The organism is Streptomyces albus subsp. albus (assembly GCF_000719865.1).
In the GTDB taxonomy this organism is placed as follows: domain Bacteria; phylum Actinomycetota; class Actinomycetes; order Streptomycetales; family Streptomycetaceae; genus Streptomyces; species Streptomyces albus_E.
The window spans coordinates 14,476-30,604 of sequence record NZ_JOID01000029.1 but is presented as its reverse complement, the minus strand read 5'-3'; the positions used below and the strand labels follow the sequence as shown (position 1 = coordinate 30,604).

9 protein-coding genes are annotated in these 16,129 nt (G+C 73.2%); 5 read left to right on the top strand and 4 right to left on the bottom strand.

Annotated features, from left to right (window positions below):
• The first annotated feature begins 121 nt into the window (after positions 1–121).
• The 3 genes from IF83_RS0124835 (at position 122) to IF83_RS0124825 (ending at position 3,899) form a co-directional block, all read left to right on the top strand.
• A complete protein-coding gene (locus IF83_RS0124835) occupies positions 122–2,650 on the top strand; it encodes a nitric-oxide reductase large subunit (RefSeq protein WP_078843836.1) in 2,529 nt (842 codons plus the stop codon).
• Complete coding sequence (locus IF83_RS31375) at positions 2,647–3,021, top strand: hypothetical protein (protein ID WP_030547788.1); 375 nt, start codon at positions 2,647–2,649, stop codon at positions 3,019–3,021. The genes IF83_RS0124835 and IF83_RS31375 overlap by 4 nt, the downstream gene beginning before the upstream one ends.
• Positions 3,022–3,170: 149 nt before the next feature.
• Positions 3,171–3,899 (top strand): helix-turn-helix transcriptional regulator, encoded by a 729-nt coding sequence (locus IF83_RS0124825; protein ID WP_051723332.1) that lies wholly within the window; start codon positions 3,171–3,173, stop codon positions 3,897–3,899.
• A gap of 336 nt (positions 3,900–4,235) precedes the next feature.
• Here IF83_RS0124825 and IF83_RS0124820 read toward each other — a convergent pair whose 3' ends face one another.
• Positions 4,236–5,696, bottom strand: a complete 1,461-nt coding sequence (locus tag IF83_RS0124820; protein WP_030547784.1) for an aldehyde dehydrogenase family protein — start codon at positions 5,694–5,696, stop codon at positions 4,236–4,238.
• Positions 5,697–5,954: 258 nt separating this feature from the next.
• Positions 5,955–7,022: a glycosyltransferase family 2 protein gene (locus IF83_RS0124815; RefSeq protein ID WP_078843835.1), complete on the bottom strand. Its 1,068-nt coding sequence runs from the start codon at positions 7,020–7,022 to the stop codon at positions 5,955–5,957.
• A 92-nt stretch (positions 7,023–7,114) separates the two neighbouring features.
• Between IF83_RS0124815 and IF83_RS0124810 the strand changes: the two genes are divergently transcribed.
• Both IF83_RS0124810 and IF83_RS0124805 read left to right on the top strand, forming a co-directional pair.
• Positions 7,115–7,591, top strand: coding sequence for a GtrA family protein (locus IF83_RS0124810; RefSeq protein WP_030547780.1), 477 nt, complete (start codon positions 7,115–7,117; stop codon positions 7,589–7,591).
• A 57-nt stretch (positions 7,592–7,648) separates the two neighbouring features.
• Positions 7,649–9,064 carry a hypothetical protein gene (locus IF83_RS0124805; RefSeq protein WP_051723330.1) on the top strand — a complete coding sequence of 472 codons (1,416 nt, stop codon included), beginning with the start codon at positions 7,649–7,651 and terminating at the stop codon, positions 9,062–9,064.
• A gap of 29 nt (positions 9,065–9,093) precedes the next feature.
• On the opposite strand, the gene IF83_RS0124800 is transcribed toward IF83_RS0124805, so the two are convergent.
• Positions 9,094–11,607, bottom strand: a complete 2,514-nt coding sequence (locus tag IF83_RS0124800) for a SpoIIE family protein phosphatase (protein ID WP_037681223.1) — start codon at positions 11,605–11,607, stop codon at positions 9,094–9,096.
• A gap of 80 nt (positions 11,608–11,687) precedes the next feature.
• Positions 11,688–16,001: a HAMP domain-containing protein gene (locus tag IF83_RS0124795; RefSeq protein ID WP_107046865.1), complete on the bottom strand. Its 4,314-nt coding sequence runs from the start codon at positions 15,999–16,001 to the stop codon at positions 11,688–11,690.
• Positions 16,002–16,129 lie beyond the last annotated feature (128 nt).

The following is a 16,129-nucleotide window of genomic DNA, read 5'->3' as shown; positions in this document are numbered from 1 at the left end:
CGGCCCGCGAACCTGCCCCAACCGTAGAACCCGGTATCCGTGTTAAATACAAAACTCCTTGGGTTTATGATCCTCTCGAAGCACGGCGCGCGCCGCGCCCGGGATCACCCGAGGAGGACTCATGGCGACAGCAGAAGCGGCGGGCCCACCCCCCGCCGCGGACCCCGCGGACGGCGGAGGCACGGGACAGCCGGCCGGGAAGCGGCGGCGCATGATCGCCCGCGGCTGGGTGCAGGCGGCCATCCTGGTGACCCTGGGCGGGTTCTTCGTCCTGGGATTCCTGGCTGTCCGCACCTACCAGGCCGGGCCCCCGATCCCCGACCGCACCGTCACCTCCGCCGGCGAGACGGTCTTCACCGGTGAGGACGTCCGCCGGGGCCAGGAGGTGTTCTTGAGCAACGGCCTGATGCAGTACGGCTCGATCTACGGCCACGGTGCCTACCTCGGCCCGGACTTCACGGCCGACTACCTGCACCGCAGCGCCACCCTGGTGCGGAAGGCCCACGGCGGGGCCGGCACGCCGGACGCGGCCGAGCGGACCGTCCGGGACTTCCGGACCAACCGCTACGACGAGAAGACGGGCACCCTCGTCTGGACCGGCGAACAGGCCGCCGCCTTCGACAAGCTCACCGAGCACTACGCCGACCTGCTCGGCCGGCCCGAGGGCAAGCAGGGCCTGCGGCCCAACGCGATCACCGACCCCGCCGACATCCACGACGTCACCGCCTACTTCGGCTGGTCGGCGTGGACCGCCGCCGCGGACCGCCCCGGCGAGGACTACTCGTACACCAACAACTGGCCCGCCGAGCCGCTCGTCGACAACGAGCCCACCGGCCACACGGTCACCTGGAGCGTCCTGTCGCTGATCTTCCTGCTGGTCGGCGCGGGCGCCCTGTTCGCCGCCTTCGGCCGCTGGAACTTCCTCGGCTGGCACGGCCGTGACCAGCGTGAGCTGCGCTTCCACGCTCCCGACCAGGTCCGGCTCACCCCGTCCCAGCGGGCCACCGCCTGGTTCTTCTTCGTCATGGCCGGGCTGTTCCTGGTCCAGACGCTGCTGGGCTCCGCCGCCCAGCACTACCGGGCCGACCTGGAGAGCTTCTTCGGTGTCCCGCTCGACCAGTGGCTGCCGTACAACCTGACCCGCACCTGGCACGTCCAGCTCTCCATCTTCTGGGTCGTCACCTCCTTCCTGGCCATCGGCATCTTCATCATCCCGCTGATCGCCAAGGGCTGGGAGCCCCGCCGGCAGGCGCTGCTCACGCGGATCCTGCTCGGTGCCCTGGTCGTGGTGGTCGTCGGCAGCATGCTGGGCGAACTCGCCGGCCAGCGGGGCTGGTTCGACGACCTCTGGAGCCTCTTCGGCAACCAGGGCTGGGAGTACCTGGACCTGGGACGCTTCTGGCAGACCCTGCTGGTGGTGGGCCTGGCCATCTGGGTCGTCATCCTCTACCGCGGACTGCACCGCCGGCTGAAGCGGGAGAGCGTCGCGAACATGCCGTGGCTGTTCCTGCTGGCCGCGCTCGCCCTGCCCGCCTTCTACGCCGTCGGCCTGCTGGCCACCCCGCGCAGCGACTTCGTCGTCGCCGACTTCTGGCGCTTCATCGTGGTGCACCTGTGGGTCGAGGACTTCATGGAGCTCTTCACCACCGCCACGGTGGCGTACCTCTTCGTCCTCCTCGGCGTGGTGCGCGAGCGGGTCGCGCTCGCCGTCATCTTCCTGGACATCGTGCTCTACGGCGCGGGCGGTGTCATCGGCACCATGCACCACCTGTACTTCTCGGGTGAGCCGGCCGAACACCTCGCGCTCGGCGCGACGTTCTCCGCCCTGGAGGTCGTCCCGCTGCTCTTCCTCACCGTCGAGGCCTGGAGCTTCCTGAAGCTCGGGGCGCAGCGGCGGAGCAAGTCCGGTGCGCCGTTCCCGCACCGCTGGGCCGTCATGTTCCTGGCCGCCGTGGGCTTCTGGAACTTCCTCGGCGCCGGGGTCTTCGGCTTCCTGATCAACCTGCCGATCGTCTCCTACTACGAGATGGGCACCGGCCTGACGGCCAACCACGCGCACGCCGCCATGATGGGCGTCTACGGCATGCTGGCCGTCGGCTTCGCCGTCTTCGCGCTGCGCTACCTCATCCCGGAGAAGCACTGGTCGGACCGCTGGCCGCGGATGGCGTTCTGGTCCCTCAACCTCGGCCTCGCCTGGATGTCCTTCGCCACCCTGCTGCCCGCCGGCGCCCTCCAGCTCTACGAGGTCGTGGAGAGCGGCTACGCCGACGCGCGCAGCCTCGGCTACCTGCAGGGCGGTACCAATGTGTTCCTGGAGTGGCTGCGGCTCCCGGGCGACGTGGTGTTCATGGTCGGCGGCGTCCTGCCGGTGCTCTGGATGACCTGGCTCGGTGTACGGCACCGGGCCGGCCGCACCCGGCACCCGGACGCACCCGAGACCGCGCTGCTGTTCACCGAGGTCGTGCCGGACCCGGCGGACACCCCGGAAGCGGCGGGCGCGGCGGAGCGGCCGGACCCGGCGCGGGTGCCCGTGCAGGCGGGCGCCCCCGCAACCGAGGCGGTGGAGCGCGCGGAGGGAGCCGCCGAGGGACCGCCGGACGCGGCCGGTGACACCGGAGGCCGGCCCGCACCGGGACCGGTGGCCCCATGAGCGGGGAGGTGCTGCTCGCCGCCGGATACCTCCTGGTCCTTCTGGCGGTCGCCGCGGGGCTGGAGGTCTACGGACGCCAGACGACGAGCGCCTGGGCCTCCCGGGTGTTCGCCGGCTACCGGCGAGCGGTTCCGGACGCGCCCGAGCCGGCGGCCCCGGACGACTGGCCGCACTCGGAGGTGGGCCGCTTCCACCGGGTGGTGACCCTGTTCGTCTCCGTGGTGGCCGTGGTCCTGGCGGCCGCGGAGCTGGTCCGCCACCACCGGCCGTCCGAGGCCGCGCTCCTCGCCGCCGTGTCGCTCCCGCACGTGCTGCTGGGGGTGTCACTGGCACGGAAGCTGCGGCACGCGCCGGTCTCCCCGCCGGATTGACGCCGGGGTGACGCGCGGGAGCACCGGCCGTCCGCCCCGGCCGGTGCTCCCGCCCGCTCCGGTGCGCACCGCGGCCCCTCGCGGCGGGGCCCGGAAACGGTAGAAACGGCAGGGCTTGTTTCTACGTGCACCACTTGTAACATCGTCGTATGCCGCGAGAACAGTTCACCGATCCCGGAACCGGAACCCGCACCCCGGCCCCCGCTCGCCGGGGCCGCCGGGACGCCGTACTCCGGTGCCTGCGGGCCTCCGGAGAGCCGCTCGGCGCGGCCGAGGTGGCCGGCCGGCTGGGCGTGCACCTCAACACCGCCCGATTCCACCTGGACGCCCTGGTCACCGAGGAGCTGGCCGTGCGCGGCACCGCCCCGCGCACCGAGCCCGGCCGGCCGAAGATCGTCTACTCGGCGGCCGAGGCCGGCGAGGACGGCTCCCGCAGCTTCCGCCTCCTGGCCGACATCCTGGTCGGGGCCGTCGCCTCCTCCGCCGACGACCCGGCGGCCGCCGCCACCGAGGCCGGCCGCGCCTGGGGCGGCTATCTGACCGAGGCCCCGGCCCCCACCGAGTCGGTCGGCGCCGGGGAGGGGCAGCGGCGGCTGGTGGAGAACCTGCAGAGCCTGGGTTTCGTCACGGAGGCGGCCGAGGAGGACGGGGAGACCAGGATCCGGCTCCACAACTGCCCGTTCCTCGAGGTCGCCCGGCGCCGCCAGGACATCGTCTGCGGCATCCACCTCGGGCTGATGCAGGGGGCGCTGGAGACACTGCGGGCCCCGCTCGCCGTCGAAAGCCTGCGGCCCTTCGACTCCCCGGGCCTGTGCGTCGCCACGCTGCGGCGCGCCGGCCCCTCCGCCGGCCCGGCACCCGGCCCGGCCGGCCGCTGACGGCGCGCGCCACGGAGCCCCACCCGGCGGGGGAAGCCCTCGGTGCGGCCTGCTCACCGTGCCCGCGGGGCCGGGGTCCGCGGCCAACGCCCGCACCGGTCCCCGTCCGGCGGCGCTGCCCCGACCCGCCGCCCGGCACCCCTCACCACAGCGGAAGACGCCGCTCCGTGACGGGCGGGCGCCGCCTGCCGGGCCCAGGGGCGTGCTGCGCAAGTCCCGCCTTCGACGGGGAGTTCGGCACGCACGTTCGCCGGTTGTCGGGGCGTCCCGATACCCCCGGTATCGGGACGCCCCTCCGCCTCGCGATCGCACGCACCGGACGCCGCCGGGCCCGCCCTAGAACGGGAAGTGGGCGTGCTGGGTGGCGAGGGTGACCCAGCGGGTGTTGGTGAACGCCTCGATGCCCCAGCGGCCGCCGAAGCGTCCGTAGCCGGAGGCCTTGAAGCCGCCGAACGGGGCCTGCGGTTCGTCGGCGACGGACTGGTCACCGATGTGGACGATGCCCGTGCGGACCCGGCGGGCGACCGTCAGCCCGTGGGTGCCGTTCTCCGTGATGATGCCGCAAGTGAGGCCGTTGTCCGTGTCGTTGGCGAGCGCGACGGCCTCGTCGTCGTCGGCGAAGGTCTCGATCACGCAGACCGGGCCGAAGGCTTCGCCGTAGTACAGCTCCGCCTCCTTCGGCACGCCGGTGAGGACCGTCGCCGGGTACACCGCGCCCTCGGGCTCGCCGCCGCCCGTGAGCACGGTGGCGCCCTTCGCCACGGCGTCCGCCACCAGGGCCGCCACGCGCCGCGCCGCGGCGGCGGTGACGAGCGGTCCGATGACGGTGTGCGGGTCCTCCGGGCTGCCGCTGGGCAGCGCGGCGACCTTGGCGGTGAACCGGGCGGTGAACTCCTCGGCCAGCGAGGCGTGGACGAGGATCCGGTCGCCGGACATGCAGATCTGGCCGGAGTTCATGAAGACGCCGAACGCGGCCGCGTCCACCGCGTAGCCGAGGTCGGCGTCCTCCAGCACGATGATGGCGTTCTTGCCGCCCAGCTCCAGGACGGCGGGCTTGAGATGGGTGGCGGCGTGGACGCCGATGATGCGGCCGACCCCGGTGGAGCCGGTGAAGTTGACCGAGCGGACCCGCGGGTCGGCGATGAGCGCCTCGGCCACCCCGGCCGCGTCGGCGGGGTCGTTGGTGACGACGTTGAGGACGCCGTCGGGCAGCCCGGCGTCCCGCAGGACGTCGGCGATGAACAGGCCGCAGGAGACCGGCGCGTCCTCACTGGGCTTGAGCACCACGGTGTTGCCCGCGGCGAGCGGGGCGGCGACGGCGCGCACGCCCAGGATCACGGGGGCGTTCCAGGGCGAGAAGGCCGCGACCACGCCGACCGGTTCGCGCACGGCCAGCCCCAGCGCGCCCGGTTCCTGGGCGGTCAGCACCTCGCCGCGCGGAGCGGTGACGGCCGAGGCGGCCTCCCGGAACATCTGCGCGGCCAGCGCCACGTTGAAGCCGGCCCACGGCCGGGTGCCGCCGGCCTCCCCGGCCATGTGGGCGGCGGCCTGGTCGCTCCGGGACTCCAGCAGATCGGCGGCGTCCAGCAGGATCTTGCGCCGGGCGAAGGGGCTGACGGCCGCCCACTCCTCGAACGCCGCGTCCGCCGCGTCCACGGCCCGGGTGACGTCCCCGGTCCCGGCGGCGGCGACGGTGGCGTACACCTCGCCCGTGTACGGGTTGACGTCCTGGGTCGTCCGGCCCGAGGCGGCCGGCACGTCCTTGCCGCCGATCAGCAGGTCACGGTGGAGGGTCATCGGGGGATGTCCTTCGTGCTGGAGGGGGAGAGCGGTGGGCGTGCGAAGGCCGGTCCGCGTCCACGGCGGGCCCGGTCCGCGCCCGGCCAAGGGCAACCGCGAACCGGGTCCGGGACAGCCTGCGTTCGCCATACGAACAAAGGTTCACTCGCCGGAAGGAGTCTGTCGGGACCCGCCGGTCATGTCAATGAACGCGGAATCACCGCTCTTTGTTCAGCGCGACGCCGCTGAGCCCTCCGGGCGGGCCGGCGGCGGGCCTCAGGTCGTCCCGGAAGGGGCCGGCCCGTTCTCCGCGGGTGGCGGACCGCCGGGGACCCCGCCGCCGGTCTCCGTGGTGCCCTGGCCGGGGCTTTCGGCCGTCGGGCCGGGGCCCTCGCCGGCCGGGGCCGCGCGCGGCGGGAGGCCCGGTGCCGGATAGGCGAGGTGGACGAGCCGGGAGTGCTCCTGCCGCAGGTGCATCACCGAGGCGAGGATGTACCCCACCAGCAGGACGAGCGTCGCGATGATCACGAGGGCGGCGGCGAGGATCGCCGTGGGGAAGCGCGGCACGGTCCCCGTCCGCAGGAACTCCACGATCACCGGCACCCCCAGGACGACCGCGGCCATCGCGAGCAGGCCGGCCACCAGGGAGTGCACGAGCGAGGGCCGCTCCCGGCGCGCGAGGTTGAGGATGACGCCGAGGATGCGCCGGCCGTCCCGGTAGGTCCGCAGCTTGCTCTCGCTCCCGGCGGGCCGGCCCCGGTAGTCGACGGAGACCTCGGTGGTGGGGAGCCGCAGATTGAGCGCGTGGACCGTCATCTCCGTCTCGATCTCGAACTCCCGGGAGAGGGCGGGGAAGGACTTGACGAAGCGTCGGGAGAGCACCCGGTAGCCGCTCAGCATGTCGGTCACGTCATTGCCGAAGAGGACCCGCACCGCGCCGGTGAGCAGCCGGTTGCCGAGGGTGTGCCCCGCGCGGTAGGCGCCGCCGGTGGTCTCGCGCCGGGCTCCGAGCACCTGGTCGTAGGGGCCCCGGAAGAGGAGGTCGACCATCTCGCGGGCCCGCGAGGCGTCATAGGTGTCGTCACCGTCGATGATGAGCAGCGCGTCGGCGTCGACGTCTGCGAAGGCGCGGCGGATCACATTGCCCTTCCCCTTGCGGGGCTCCTCCCGGATGACCGCCCCCGCCTCCCGGGCGACCTCCGCCGTGCGGTCGGTGGAGTTGTTGTCGTAGACGTAGATCTCGGCCTCGGGGAGCGCCGCCCGCAGATCGCGGACCACCTTGCCGACGGCGGCCTCCTCGTTGTGACACGGCACGACGCAGGCGATGGTCGGGCTCGGGCTCACGGCTTCTCCTCGGCTGGACGGATCCCGGACCATGGTGCGACACGGGGAGGCGCCGCCCCGGAAGGCACACCGCGCCCGATATCTTCCGGTTCATGTCGGTTGTCTCGGCCCTCACCTCGCTGACGGTGCGCCTGCGCGACGTCATCCGGGGCGTCTGGCGGGAGGCCGCCAAATTCGGGGCCGTCGGCGCCCTGGCCTTCGTGCTCGACCACGGCGGCTACACCCTCCTCGTCTTCGGGCTCCCCGGCGGGGGCGGCGGCCCGATGCGGGACCTCCCCGTCCAGGCGTCCGTGCTCGCGACCGGCGCCGCGACGCTCTTCAGCTGGGCCGGGAACCGCTACTGGACCTACCGGAGCCGGCGCCGCGACAACATGGCCCACGAGCTGCTGCTCTTCACCGTGGTGAACGTCATCGGCATCGTGATCACCGCCGGGACCGTCCTCCTCTCCCGGGAACTGCTCGGCCTCGACTCCGTCCTCAGTGACAACACCGCCCGCGTCTGCGGCTGGGGTGTCGCCACCCTGTTCCGCTTCTTCGCCTACCGCAGCTACGTCTTCACCGCCTCCTGACGGCCCGTCCCCCCACGCGGGCCGACCGGCTCCCGCCCGCTGCTAGCATCCCGGCGTATGGGACAAATCCGGCTGATCCTCCGCGAACGCCGCTGGATCTGGAGCCTCGGCCTCCTCGCCGCCGCCGGCTGCACGGCCACCGCACTCGTCTTCGCACCCGGGTTCATGAGCCCCGACAGCCTGTCCCAGTACCAGCAGGCCACCGGCCGGACCCCCCTGACGGACTGGCATCCGCCGGTCCTGAGCCTGCTGTGGCGCGCGCTGATCGCCGTCACCGGCACCTTCGCCTCCCTGGCCGTCCTCCAGGCGGTCGTCCTGTGGGGCTCCCTCTGGGTGATCGCCTGCTGCGTCCGGGAGCTGACGGGCAGCCGGCCGGGCTCCCTGGCCGTCCTCGCCGCCGGCGCCGCCCCGCACGTCCTGACCTTCGCCGGAGTGGTGTGGAAGGACGTCCACATGGCCTACGCGCTCCTCGCCGCCTGCGCCGCCGCCCTCACCGGCCTCTGCCTGCGCAAAGCCCGGCCCGGCACCCCGTGGCTGCCCGGCGCCCGCTGGGCACTGCTCGGGGCCGGCGTGCTCTTCCTGAGCTACGCCGTGCTGGTCCGCAAGAACGCGGTCCTCGCCGCCGTCCCCGTCTTCGTGCTGCTCGTCCTCGCCCTGTGGCCGCGCCCCGGACGCCGGGTCTGGCTGGTCTCCGCCGCCGCGCTCGCCGCCGGCCTCGCCGTGCCCACCGCCGTCATCTCGCTGGCGGCCCGGCCCGTGGAGACGAGCCAGGTCTCCCAGGTCTTCCTCGACGACCTGCTGCACGTGCTGAGCACGGACGAGCTCCGCTCCGCGCCCGTACCCCCCGATCTCCGCGAGCGCCTGGTGACCTCGGCGGAGGACTGCCGCAGGGCGGGCGCCCTCTCGGACGCCTACTGGGCCTGCTACCGGCGCTCCCCGCGCGGGCTCGCTCCGGACGCCGCCGGGATCCGGGCGTTGTGGACGGAGGAGATGCCCCGTCACCTGCCGGGCTATCTCGCCTACCGCACCCAGGTCTTCGCCAAGCTGCTGTTCGAGCCGACGTACCAGTACCACGCCGGGATCAGCGACAACGACCTCGGCCTGAGACCCGCCAACACCCGGCTCGCGGCCACCCTCGAGACCTATGTGGGCGGCGCGGTGCGGGATCTCCCGCTGCTCTTCGCGGGCTGGTTCTGGCTCACCGTGGCGCTGGTCCTGGCCGCCCGGCCCGGCCGGGGACCGCTCGCGCTGCCCGTCCGCGCGCTGGGCGTCAGCTCGGCCGCCTACATCCTCGGCTATTTCCCCATCGTGCCGGTGTCGGACTACCGGTACGTCTACTGGCCCGCCATCGCCGGCACCCTCGCCCTCCTCCTGCGGTGGCTGGAACGCGCCGTGCCCCCGGCCGCCCCGGGCCGCGCCCCGGCCCGGGCCGCGCGGAGCGAGCCCGGCGGCGCCGTCCCCGACCCGGCCTGACGGGACCCGCGGCCGGCGCCGTGCCCGTCTCAGCTCAGCTGGATGCCGATCACGCAGGTGTCGTCGTCCGTGTCCGAGTGGCTGTGGGTCAGCAGCCGGTCCAGATACGTCTCCAGGTCACCGGCCGGGGAACCCGCCGTGCTGATGAGCTGGTCCAGGGAGTTCTCCGTCGAACGGTCGCGCCGCTCGATCAGCCCGTCGGTGTACATCAGCAGCCGGTCGTCCGGCTCCAGCTCCGTCCGGTGCTCCTCGTACCGGGCCTCGGCGACGGCGCCCAGCAGGATGCCCTGGGGGAGCGGCAGCGGGCCCGCCTCGGTGGAACGGACCAGGACGGGCGGCAGATGCCCGGCCCGCGCCCAGCGCAGCGAGCGGTCCCGCGGGTCGTACAGGGCGCAGATCGCGGTGGCGGTGACCTGGCTGGTGAGGTGGTACGTCACGCTGTTGAGCCAGCTCAGCAGCTGCCCGGGGCCGGCGCCCGTCACGGCGAGGCCGCGCAGCGCGTTGCGCAGGACGACCATGCTGGTCGCCGCCGAGATGCCGTGCCCCGCGACGTCCCCGACGCAGAGCAGGATCTGCTGCGAGGGCAGCACGGCCACGTCGTACCAGTCGCCGCCCACCAGGCTGTCGGTCTCCGCGGGCCGGTAGCGGACGACCACCCGCAGCCCCTCCGTGTCCAGCGGGCCGCGGGTCGGCGGCATGATCGCGTGCTGCAACTGCAGGGCGAGACGGCTGCGTTCGGCCGACTCCTGCTCGGTGTGCGCGAGCCGGTCGCGGGTGGCGGCCAGCGCCACCTCCGTCCAGTGCTGCGCGGAGATGTCCTGGAAGGCGCCGCGGACGGAGACCAGGTGCCCGCGGTGGTCGATAACGGGTTCGGCGACCACCCGGATGTGCCGGGTGACCCCGTCCGGCCGCTGCATCCTGAAGGCGGTGGACGTGGGGCGGCGGTGGTGGTAGACGGTGCGCAGGAAGCGGCCGATGGCGAGGGCGTCGTCCGGGTGCGCGTACTCGGGAAGCCGCTCCAGCGGGACGGGACCCGACATGGGCGGGAGCCCGAACAGCGCGTACATCTGGCTGTTCCAGCTGATGCCCTCCGCTCCCGCGTGCTCCTCGAACCCGCCGAGCCGGCCCAGGCGCTGGGCGTGCTGGAGGAGGCTCGCCAGCCGGGCAGCCTCGTCCTGCACCCGCCAGATGAGCAGCAGGTTCTCCCCGTGCCGGCTGATGCTGACACTCGCGGCCGAGCTGATGGGCACGTCGTCGACCACCGTGGTCAGCCGCATGTGGTCGGTGCGGAACGGCTCTCCCGTGGCGTAGACGTGCTCCAGCTTCTCGAACAGGCCGCCGCCCTCGGCGGCCAGCGGATAGGCCTCCAGCACCAGAGCGCCGAGGACCGCGCTGCGCGGACGCCCGCCGATGTCGACGAACACGGGGTTGACGTGGTGGACGCGGAAGTCGGTGAGCAGGCCCTCCGGGTCCAGATGCGGGCGGAGCACCAGCGCGGCGTCCCGCAGCCCGTCCGCCAGGTCCACGAGCTCCGCCCCGTGGCGGTCGGGTGCCCCGGCGGGAGCGGGGGGCGCCCCCGTCGCGGCGTGAGCCGAGTGCGCCGACTGCGCCTGGTGTGTCTCCAGGGTGTGCGCGCACAGCTCCGCCAGGGCCTCGATCTGCCGCCTCACCTGCGGCGGCTGCGGCCCCGGCAGCGGCTTGGGCCAGCAGATCTCCAGCACCGCCTGGATCCGCCCGCCGGTGCCCGCGGGCACGGCCACGCGGCCGCCGTCGGGCGTGTCGTGGCGCCCGATGGACGGCAGCCCCGACTCCGCCAGCCGGTCGAACCAGACGGCGCGCAGTTCGGTGAGCGCCCGCCGGGCCGGGGTGGCCACGCCGGGCGGGACGTAGCGCCAGCGCCGGGCCTCCTCCGCGGTGAACCCGGCCGCGCCGGCCAGCGTCAAGGAGGCGTCCGGGCCCGCCGACCAGATGGCCACACCCGTGGCGTCGAGCGGAGCCAGCGCGTGCTGCAGGATCGACTGCGCCACCGCCTGGGTGTCGCTCGCGGCCAGCGCGCCGCTCTCCGCGCTGCGCAGGGAGACGGCCGGTGTCGGGCCCCGTCCGGGCTCGCGCGCCTCGGAGACGAACCGGGCCGCCGCCTCGGCCACCCGGTCGCGGGCGGCCTGGTTGATGACCTCCGCCGCGAGCTCCAGCCGGCCCACCCCCGCCTGCTCGGCGAGACGGTCGAGTTCCCGCGCCGCCTGGGCGGGGCTGCACCGCAGCCGCTCCACGAAGATGCCCTTGGCCAGCTCGACCAGGGCCCGGCCGTCGGCCGCCGCGTGCGCCTCGCGCACCTCGCGGCGGAGCCGTTCCACCGTGGCCGCGAGCCGGCTGACACCGGCGTCGGCCACCGCGCCGGGCCCGCCGGCGCCGTACGGGACCGGGGGAGACGGCGGCCCGGAGGGACCGGGCTCGGCCACGGCGCCCGGCTCCGCCGCGGGGGAGGACGGGGACGGCGGGGCGCTCGGCCGGTCCGGCTCCCCGGACCGCTGGGAGTGGTGCACGGGACTCGCCGCTCCTGGAGTGGATTCGTGGTCGCCCGGGCCGGCGGGGCCGGGCGCTGCGGGGTGGGGAATGTGCGGCCTCACACCCGCAGCCACCGTCTGACACAGGCGATCAGTTCATGGGCGTCCACCGGCTTGGTGACGTAGTCGCTGGCGCCCGAGGCGAGGCTCTTCTCCCGGTCGCCCTGCATCGCCTTGGCCGTCACCGCGATGACCGGCAGCCCGGCGTAGGCCGGCAGCGCGCGGATGGCGGCGGTGGCGGCGTAACCGTCCATCTCCGGCATCATGACGTCCATCAGCACGACGTCGACGGCCGGGTGCGAGGTCAGCATCTCGATGCCCCTGCGGCCGTTCTCCGCGTGCAGCACGCGCATGCCGTGGAGTTCCAGGATGCCGGTCAGCGCGTAGACGTTCCGCGCGTCGTCGTCGACCACCAGGGCGGTGCGGCCCGACAGCGCGGTGTCGATCTCCGCGGCGGCCGGCGGACCGGACTCCCCGGGACGCACCAGCGGCAGCACGTCGCCCGGCTCCTCGGCGGACAGGTGCAGCGTGACGCGCTCGCGCAGCTCGTCCAGGCTGGACAGCAGCTCCAGTGGCCGGCTGCCGGCGCGCTCCTCCAGGAACCGCTCCTGCTCCGGCTCCAGACGGCGGCTGTTGTGGGCCAGCACCGGGACGCCGCCCAGCGCCGAGTCGCCGTCCATCGCCTCCAGGATGCGCAGCGCCTCACCGCCCGGCATGTCCAGTTCGAGAACGACGCAGTGGCACGGGTGGGTGGCCAGCGCGGCGGCCGCCTCCTGCGCCCCCACGACGGTGACCACGTCGACGGGGCCGTGCGAACCGGTCAGGCCGTGGTCGCCGGAGAGACCGGCGACGGCGCTCTCGGCGACCAGGGACAGCAGGCCGCGGGGCTGCTTCTCGATCACCAGCAGCCGCTTGCGCCGGCGGACGCCGTCCGGCCCGGACCGGGAGCCCGGACCGGGAGCGCCGGCCGGGCCCGCCGCCTCCAGGGCGCGCTCCGGCACCGCGGCGGGCGCGGGCGCGCCGGAGACGGCGAGCCCGGCGCTGAACTCCGGGTGCGCCACCGGCAGATAGAGCGTGAAGACACTGCCGGAGCCCGGGGAGCTCTCCGCGACGACGCCGCCGCCCAGCAGATGGGCGATCTCCCGGCTGATGGACAGGCCCAGCCCGGTGCCGCCGTACTTGCGGCTGGTGGTCCCGTCCGCCTGCTGGAAGGCGCCGAAGATCGTCTCCAGCTGTTCCGGGGGGATGCCGATCCCGGTGTCCCTGACGCGGAAGGCGACGGCGGGGGAGCCCCGGTGGACCGACCCGGGCAGTTCGTCCTCCCGGGCCGGCTCGATCCACAGCTCAACGCGGCCCTGCTCGGTGAACTTCACCGCGTTCGACAGCAGATTGCGCAGCACCTGACGGAGCCGCGAGTCGTCGGTGACCAGGTCGACCGGCACCCCGGGTGCCGTTCCGACACTGAACTCCAGTCCCTTCTGCGAGGTGAGGGGGCGGAAGGTCGCCTCGACGTAGTCGAGCAGCCGGCGCAGCGGCAGCCGCTCGGGGGCGATGTCCATCTTCCCGGCCTCGACCTTGGAGAGGTCCAGGATGTCGTTGATCAGCTGCAGCAGGTCGGAGCCGGCGGAGTGGATGATGCCGGCGTACTCGACCTGCTTGGGCGTGAGATTCCGGGTCGGGTTCTGCGCCAGCAGCTGCGCCAGGATCAGCAGGCTGTTGAGCGGCGTGCGCAGTTCGTGGCTCATATTCGCCAGGAACTCCGACTTGTAGGTGGAGGCCAGGGAGAGCTGCTGGGCGCGGTCCTCCAGCTCCTGGCGGGCCTGCTCGATCTCCAGGTTCTTGGTCTCGATGTCGCGGTTCTGCGAGACCAGCAGCGCGGCCTTCTCCTCCAGTTCCGCGTTGGAACGCTGCAACTCCTCCTGCTGTACTTGGAGTTGCTCCGAGCGGGCCTGCAGTTCGCCGGTCAGCCGCTGGGACTCGCCGAGCAGCTCGTCGGTCCGCGCGTTGGCGATGATGGAGCTGACGTTCACCCCGACGGTCTCCATCAGCTGGTCCAGGAACGCCCGGTGGACCGGGGCGAAGTCGGTGACGGACGCCAGCTCGATGGCGCCGAGGAGCTGGTCCTCGACGACGATGGGCAGGATCATCAGGCTCTTCGGCCGGGCGGAGCCCAGGCTGGAGGAGATGGTGACGTAGCCGTCGGGCAGCTCGCCGACCGTGATGGTGCGCCGGCTGCGGGCGGCCTGGCCGATCAGGGACCGGCCCAGGGCGAAGCGGGCGGGCCGCCCCGAGTCCGCCGGGTAGCCGTAGGAGCCGATGAGGGAGAGCTCGGTGCCGCCGGGCCCGTCCTCCGCGAGATAGAAGGTGCCGTACTGGGCGCCGACCAGCGGCGTCAGCTCGTCCATCACCAGGTCGGCGACGACGTCCAGCTCCCGGTGGCCCTGCATCAGCCCGGATATCCGGGCGAGGTTGGTCTTGAGCCAGTCCTGTTCCTGGTTGGCCCGGGTGGTCTCGCGCAGGGACTCCACCATGGAGTTGATGTTGTCCTTGAGCTCGGAGACCTCGCCCGAGGCGTCGACGGTGATCGACCGGGTCAGGTCGCCCTCGGCGACCGCGCTGGCCACCTCGGCGATGGCCCGCACCTGCCGGGTCAGATTGCCCGCGAGCTCGTTGACGTTCTCCGTCAGCCGCTTCCAGGTGCCGGAGACCCCCTCGACCTCGGCCTGGCCGCCGAGCCGGCCCTCGCTGCCGACCTCGCGGGCGACGCGGGTCACCTCGTCGGCGAAGGACGACAGCTGGTCGACCATGGTGTTGATGGTGTTCTTGAGCTCCAGGATCTCGCCGCGGGCGTCGACGTCGATCTTCTTGGACAGGTCACCATTGGCGACGGCCGTGGTGACCAACGCGATGTTGCGCACCTGGCCGGTGAGGTTGTTGGCCATCGAGTTGACGTTGTCGGTGAGGTCCTTCCAGGTGCCGGCCACGTTCGGCACCCGCGCCTGGCCGCCGAGGCGTCCTTCCGTGCCGACTTCGCGGGCGACGCGGGTCACCTCGTCGGCGAAGGCGGAGAGCGTGTCGACCATGGTGTTGATGACCCCGGCGAGCGCGGCCACCTCGCCCTTCGCCTCGACCGTGATCTTCTGGGAGAGATCGCCCCTGGCCACGGCGGTGGCCACCTGCGCGATGGACCGCACCTGGCCGGTCAGGTTGGACGCCATCACATTGACGTTGTCGGTCAGGTCCTTCCAGGTGCCCGATACCCCGCGGACGGTGGCCTGGCCGCCGAGGTTGCCCTCGGTGCCGACCTCGCGGGCGACGCGGGTCACCTCGTCGGCGAACGCGGAGAGCTGGTCGACCATCGTGTTGATGGTCTCCTTGAGCTCCAGGATCTCGCCGCGCGCGTCCACCCGGATCTTCTGCGACAGGTCGCCCTGCGCGACGGCCGTCGTGACCTGGGCGATGGAGCGCACCTGCGCGGTGAGGTTGTCGCCCATCACGTTGACGGACTCGGTGAGGTCCTTCCAGGTGCCGGAGACCCCCTTGACGTCGGCCTGGCCGCCGAGCCGCCCCTCGGTGCCCACTTCGCGGGCGACGCGGGTCACCTCGTCGGCGAACGCGGAGAGCTGGTCCACCATCGTGTTGATGGTGTTCTTCAGCTCCAGGATCTCCCCCTTCGCCGAGACGTTGATCTTCTGGGAGAGGTCGCCCTTGGCCACGGCGGTGGCCACCTGGGCGATGGAGCGCACCTGCGCGGTCAGGTTGCCGGCCATGAAGTTGACGGAGTCCGTGAGGTCCCGCCAGGTGCCGGAGACCCCCTTGACGTCGGCCTGGCCGCCGAGGCGGCCGTCGGTGCCGACCTCGCGGGCGACGCGGGTCACCTCGTCGGCGAAGGACGACAGCTGGTCGACCATCGTGTTGATGGTGTTCTTGAGCTCCAGGATCTCGCCGCGGGCGTCGACGTTGATCTTCTGGGAGAGGTCACCCTTGGCCACGGCGGTCGTCACCTGGGCGACACTGCGGACCTGGTCCGTCAGGTTGCCCGCCATGAAGTTGACGGAGTCGGTCAGATCCCGCCACACACCGCCGGCTTCCGGCACCTGCGCCTGCCCGCCGAGGCGTCCCTCGCTGCCCACCTCGCGGGCGACCCGGGTCACCTCCGAGGTGAACAGGGACAGCTGGTCGACCATGCCGTTGAAGACCGTGGCGATCTCTCCGAGCAGGCCGTCCGCCTCGTCCGGCAGCCGGGTGCCGAAATCGCCGTCGCGCACGGCGGTCAGCCCGGCGAGCAACCGCCGCAGCTCCGGTTCCCCCACCGCTCCCGTACCGCGTGCGGTCGTGCCCCGCGCACCCGGACGTGGTCCGTCACCCGCCATAGCCGCCATGCTCCCTCTCACTCGCCCGTCCGCAGCGTTCGGACAGGCGCCGGTCGAGAGCCTGCCGGTGATGCGGGAATCCCGGGAAGGACCACTGTGGTGGACACAACCCTGTCGATACGGCCACT

Excerpts from the sequence above, each read along its gene's own strand:
- IF83_RS0124835 (WP_078843836.1), top strand. The coding sequence starts at position 122 with ATGGCGACAGCAGAAGCGGCGGGCCCACCCCCCGCCGCGGACCCCGCG.
- IF83_RS31375 (WP_030547788.1), top strand. The coding sequence starts at position 2,647 with ATGAGCGGGGAGGTGCTGCTCGCCGCCGGATACCTCCTGGTCCTTCTG.
- IF83_RS0124825 (WP_051723332.1), top strand. The coding sequence starts at position 3,171 with ATGCCGCGAGAACAGTTCACCGATCCCGGAACCGGAACCCGCACCCCG.
- IF83_RS0124820 (WP_030547784.1), bottom strand. The coding sequence starts at position 5,696 with ATGACCCTCCACCGTGACCTGCTGATCGGCGGCAAGGACGTGCCGGCC.
- IF83_RS0124810 (WP_030547780.1), top strand. The coding sequence starts at position 7,115 with ATGTCGGTTGTCTCGGCCCTCACCTCGCTGACGGTGCGCCTGCGCGAC.
- IF83_RS0124805 (WP_051723330.1), top strand. The coding sequence starts at position 7,649 with ATGGGACAAATCCGGCTGATCCTCCGCGAACGCCGCTGGATCTGGAGC.
- IF83_RS0124795 (WP_107046865.1), bottom strand. The coding sequence starts at position 16,001 with ATGGCGGGTGACGGACCACGTCCGGGTGCGCGGGGCACGACCGCACGC.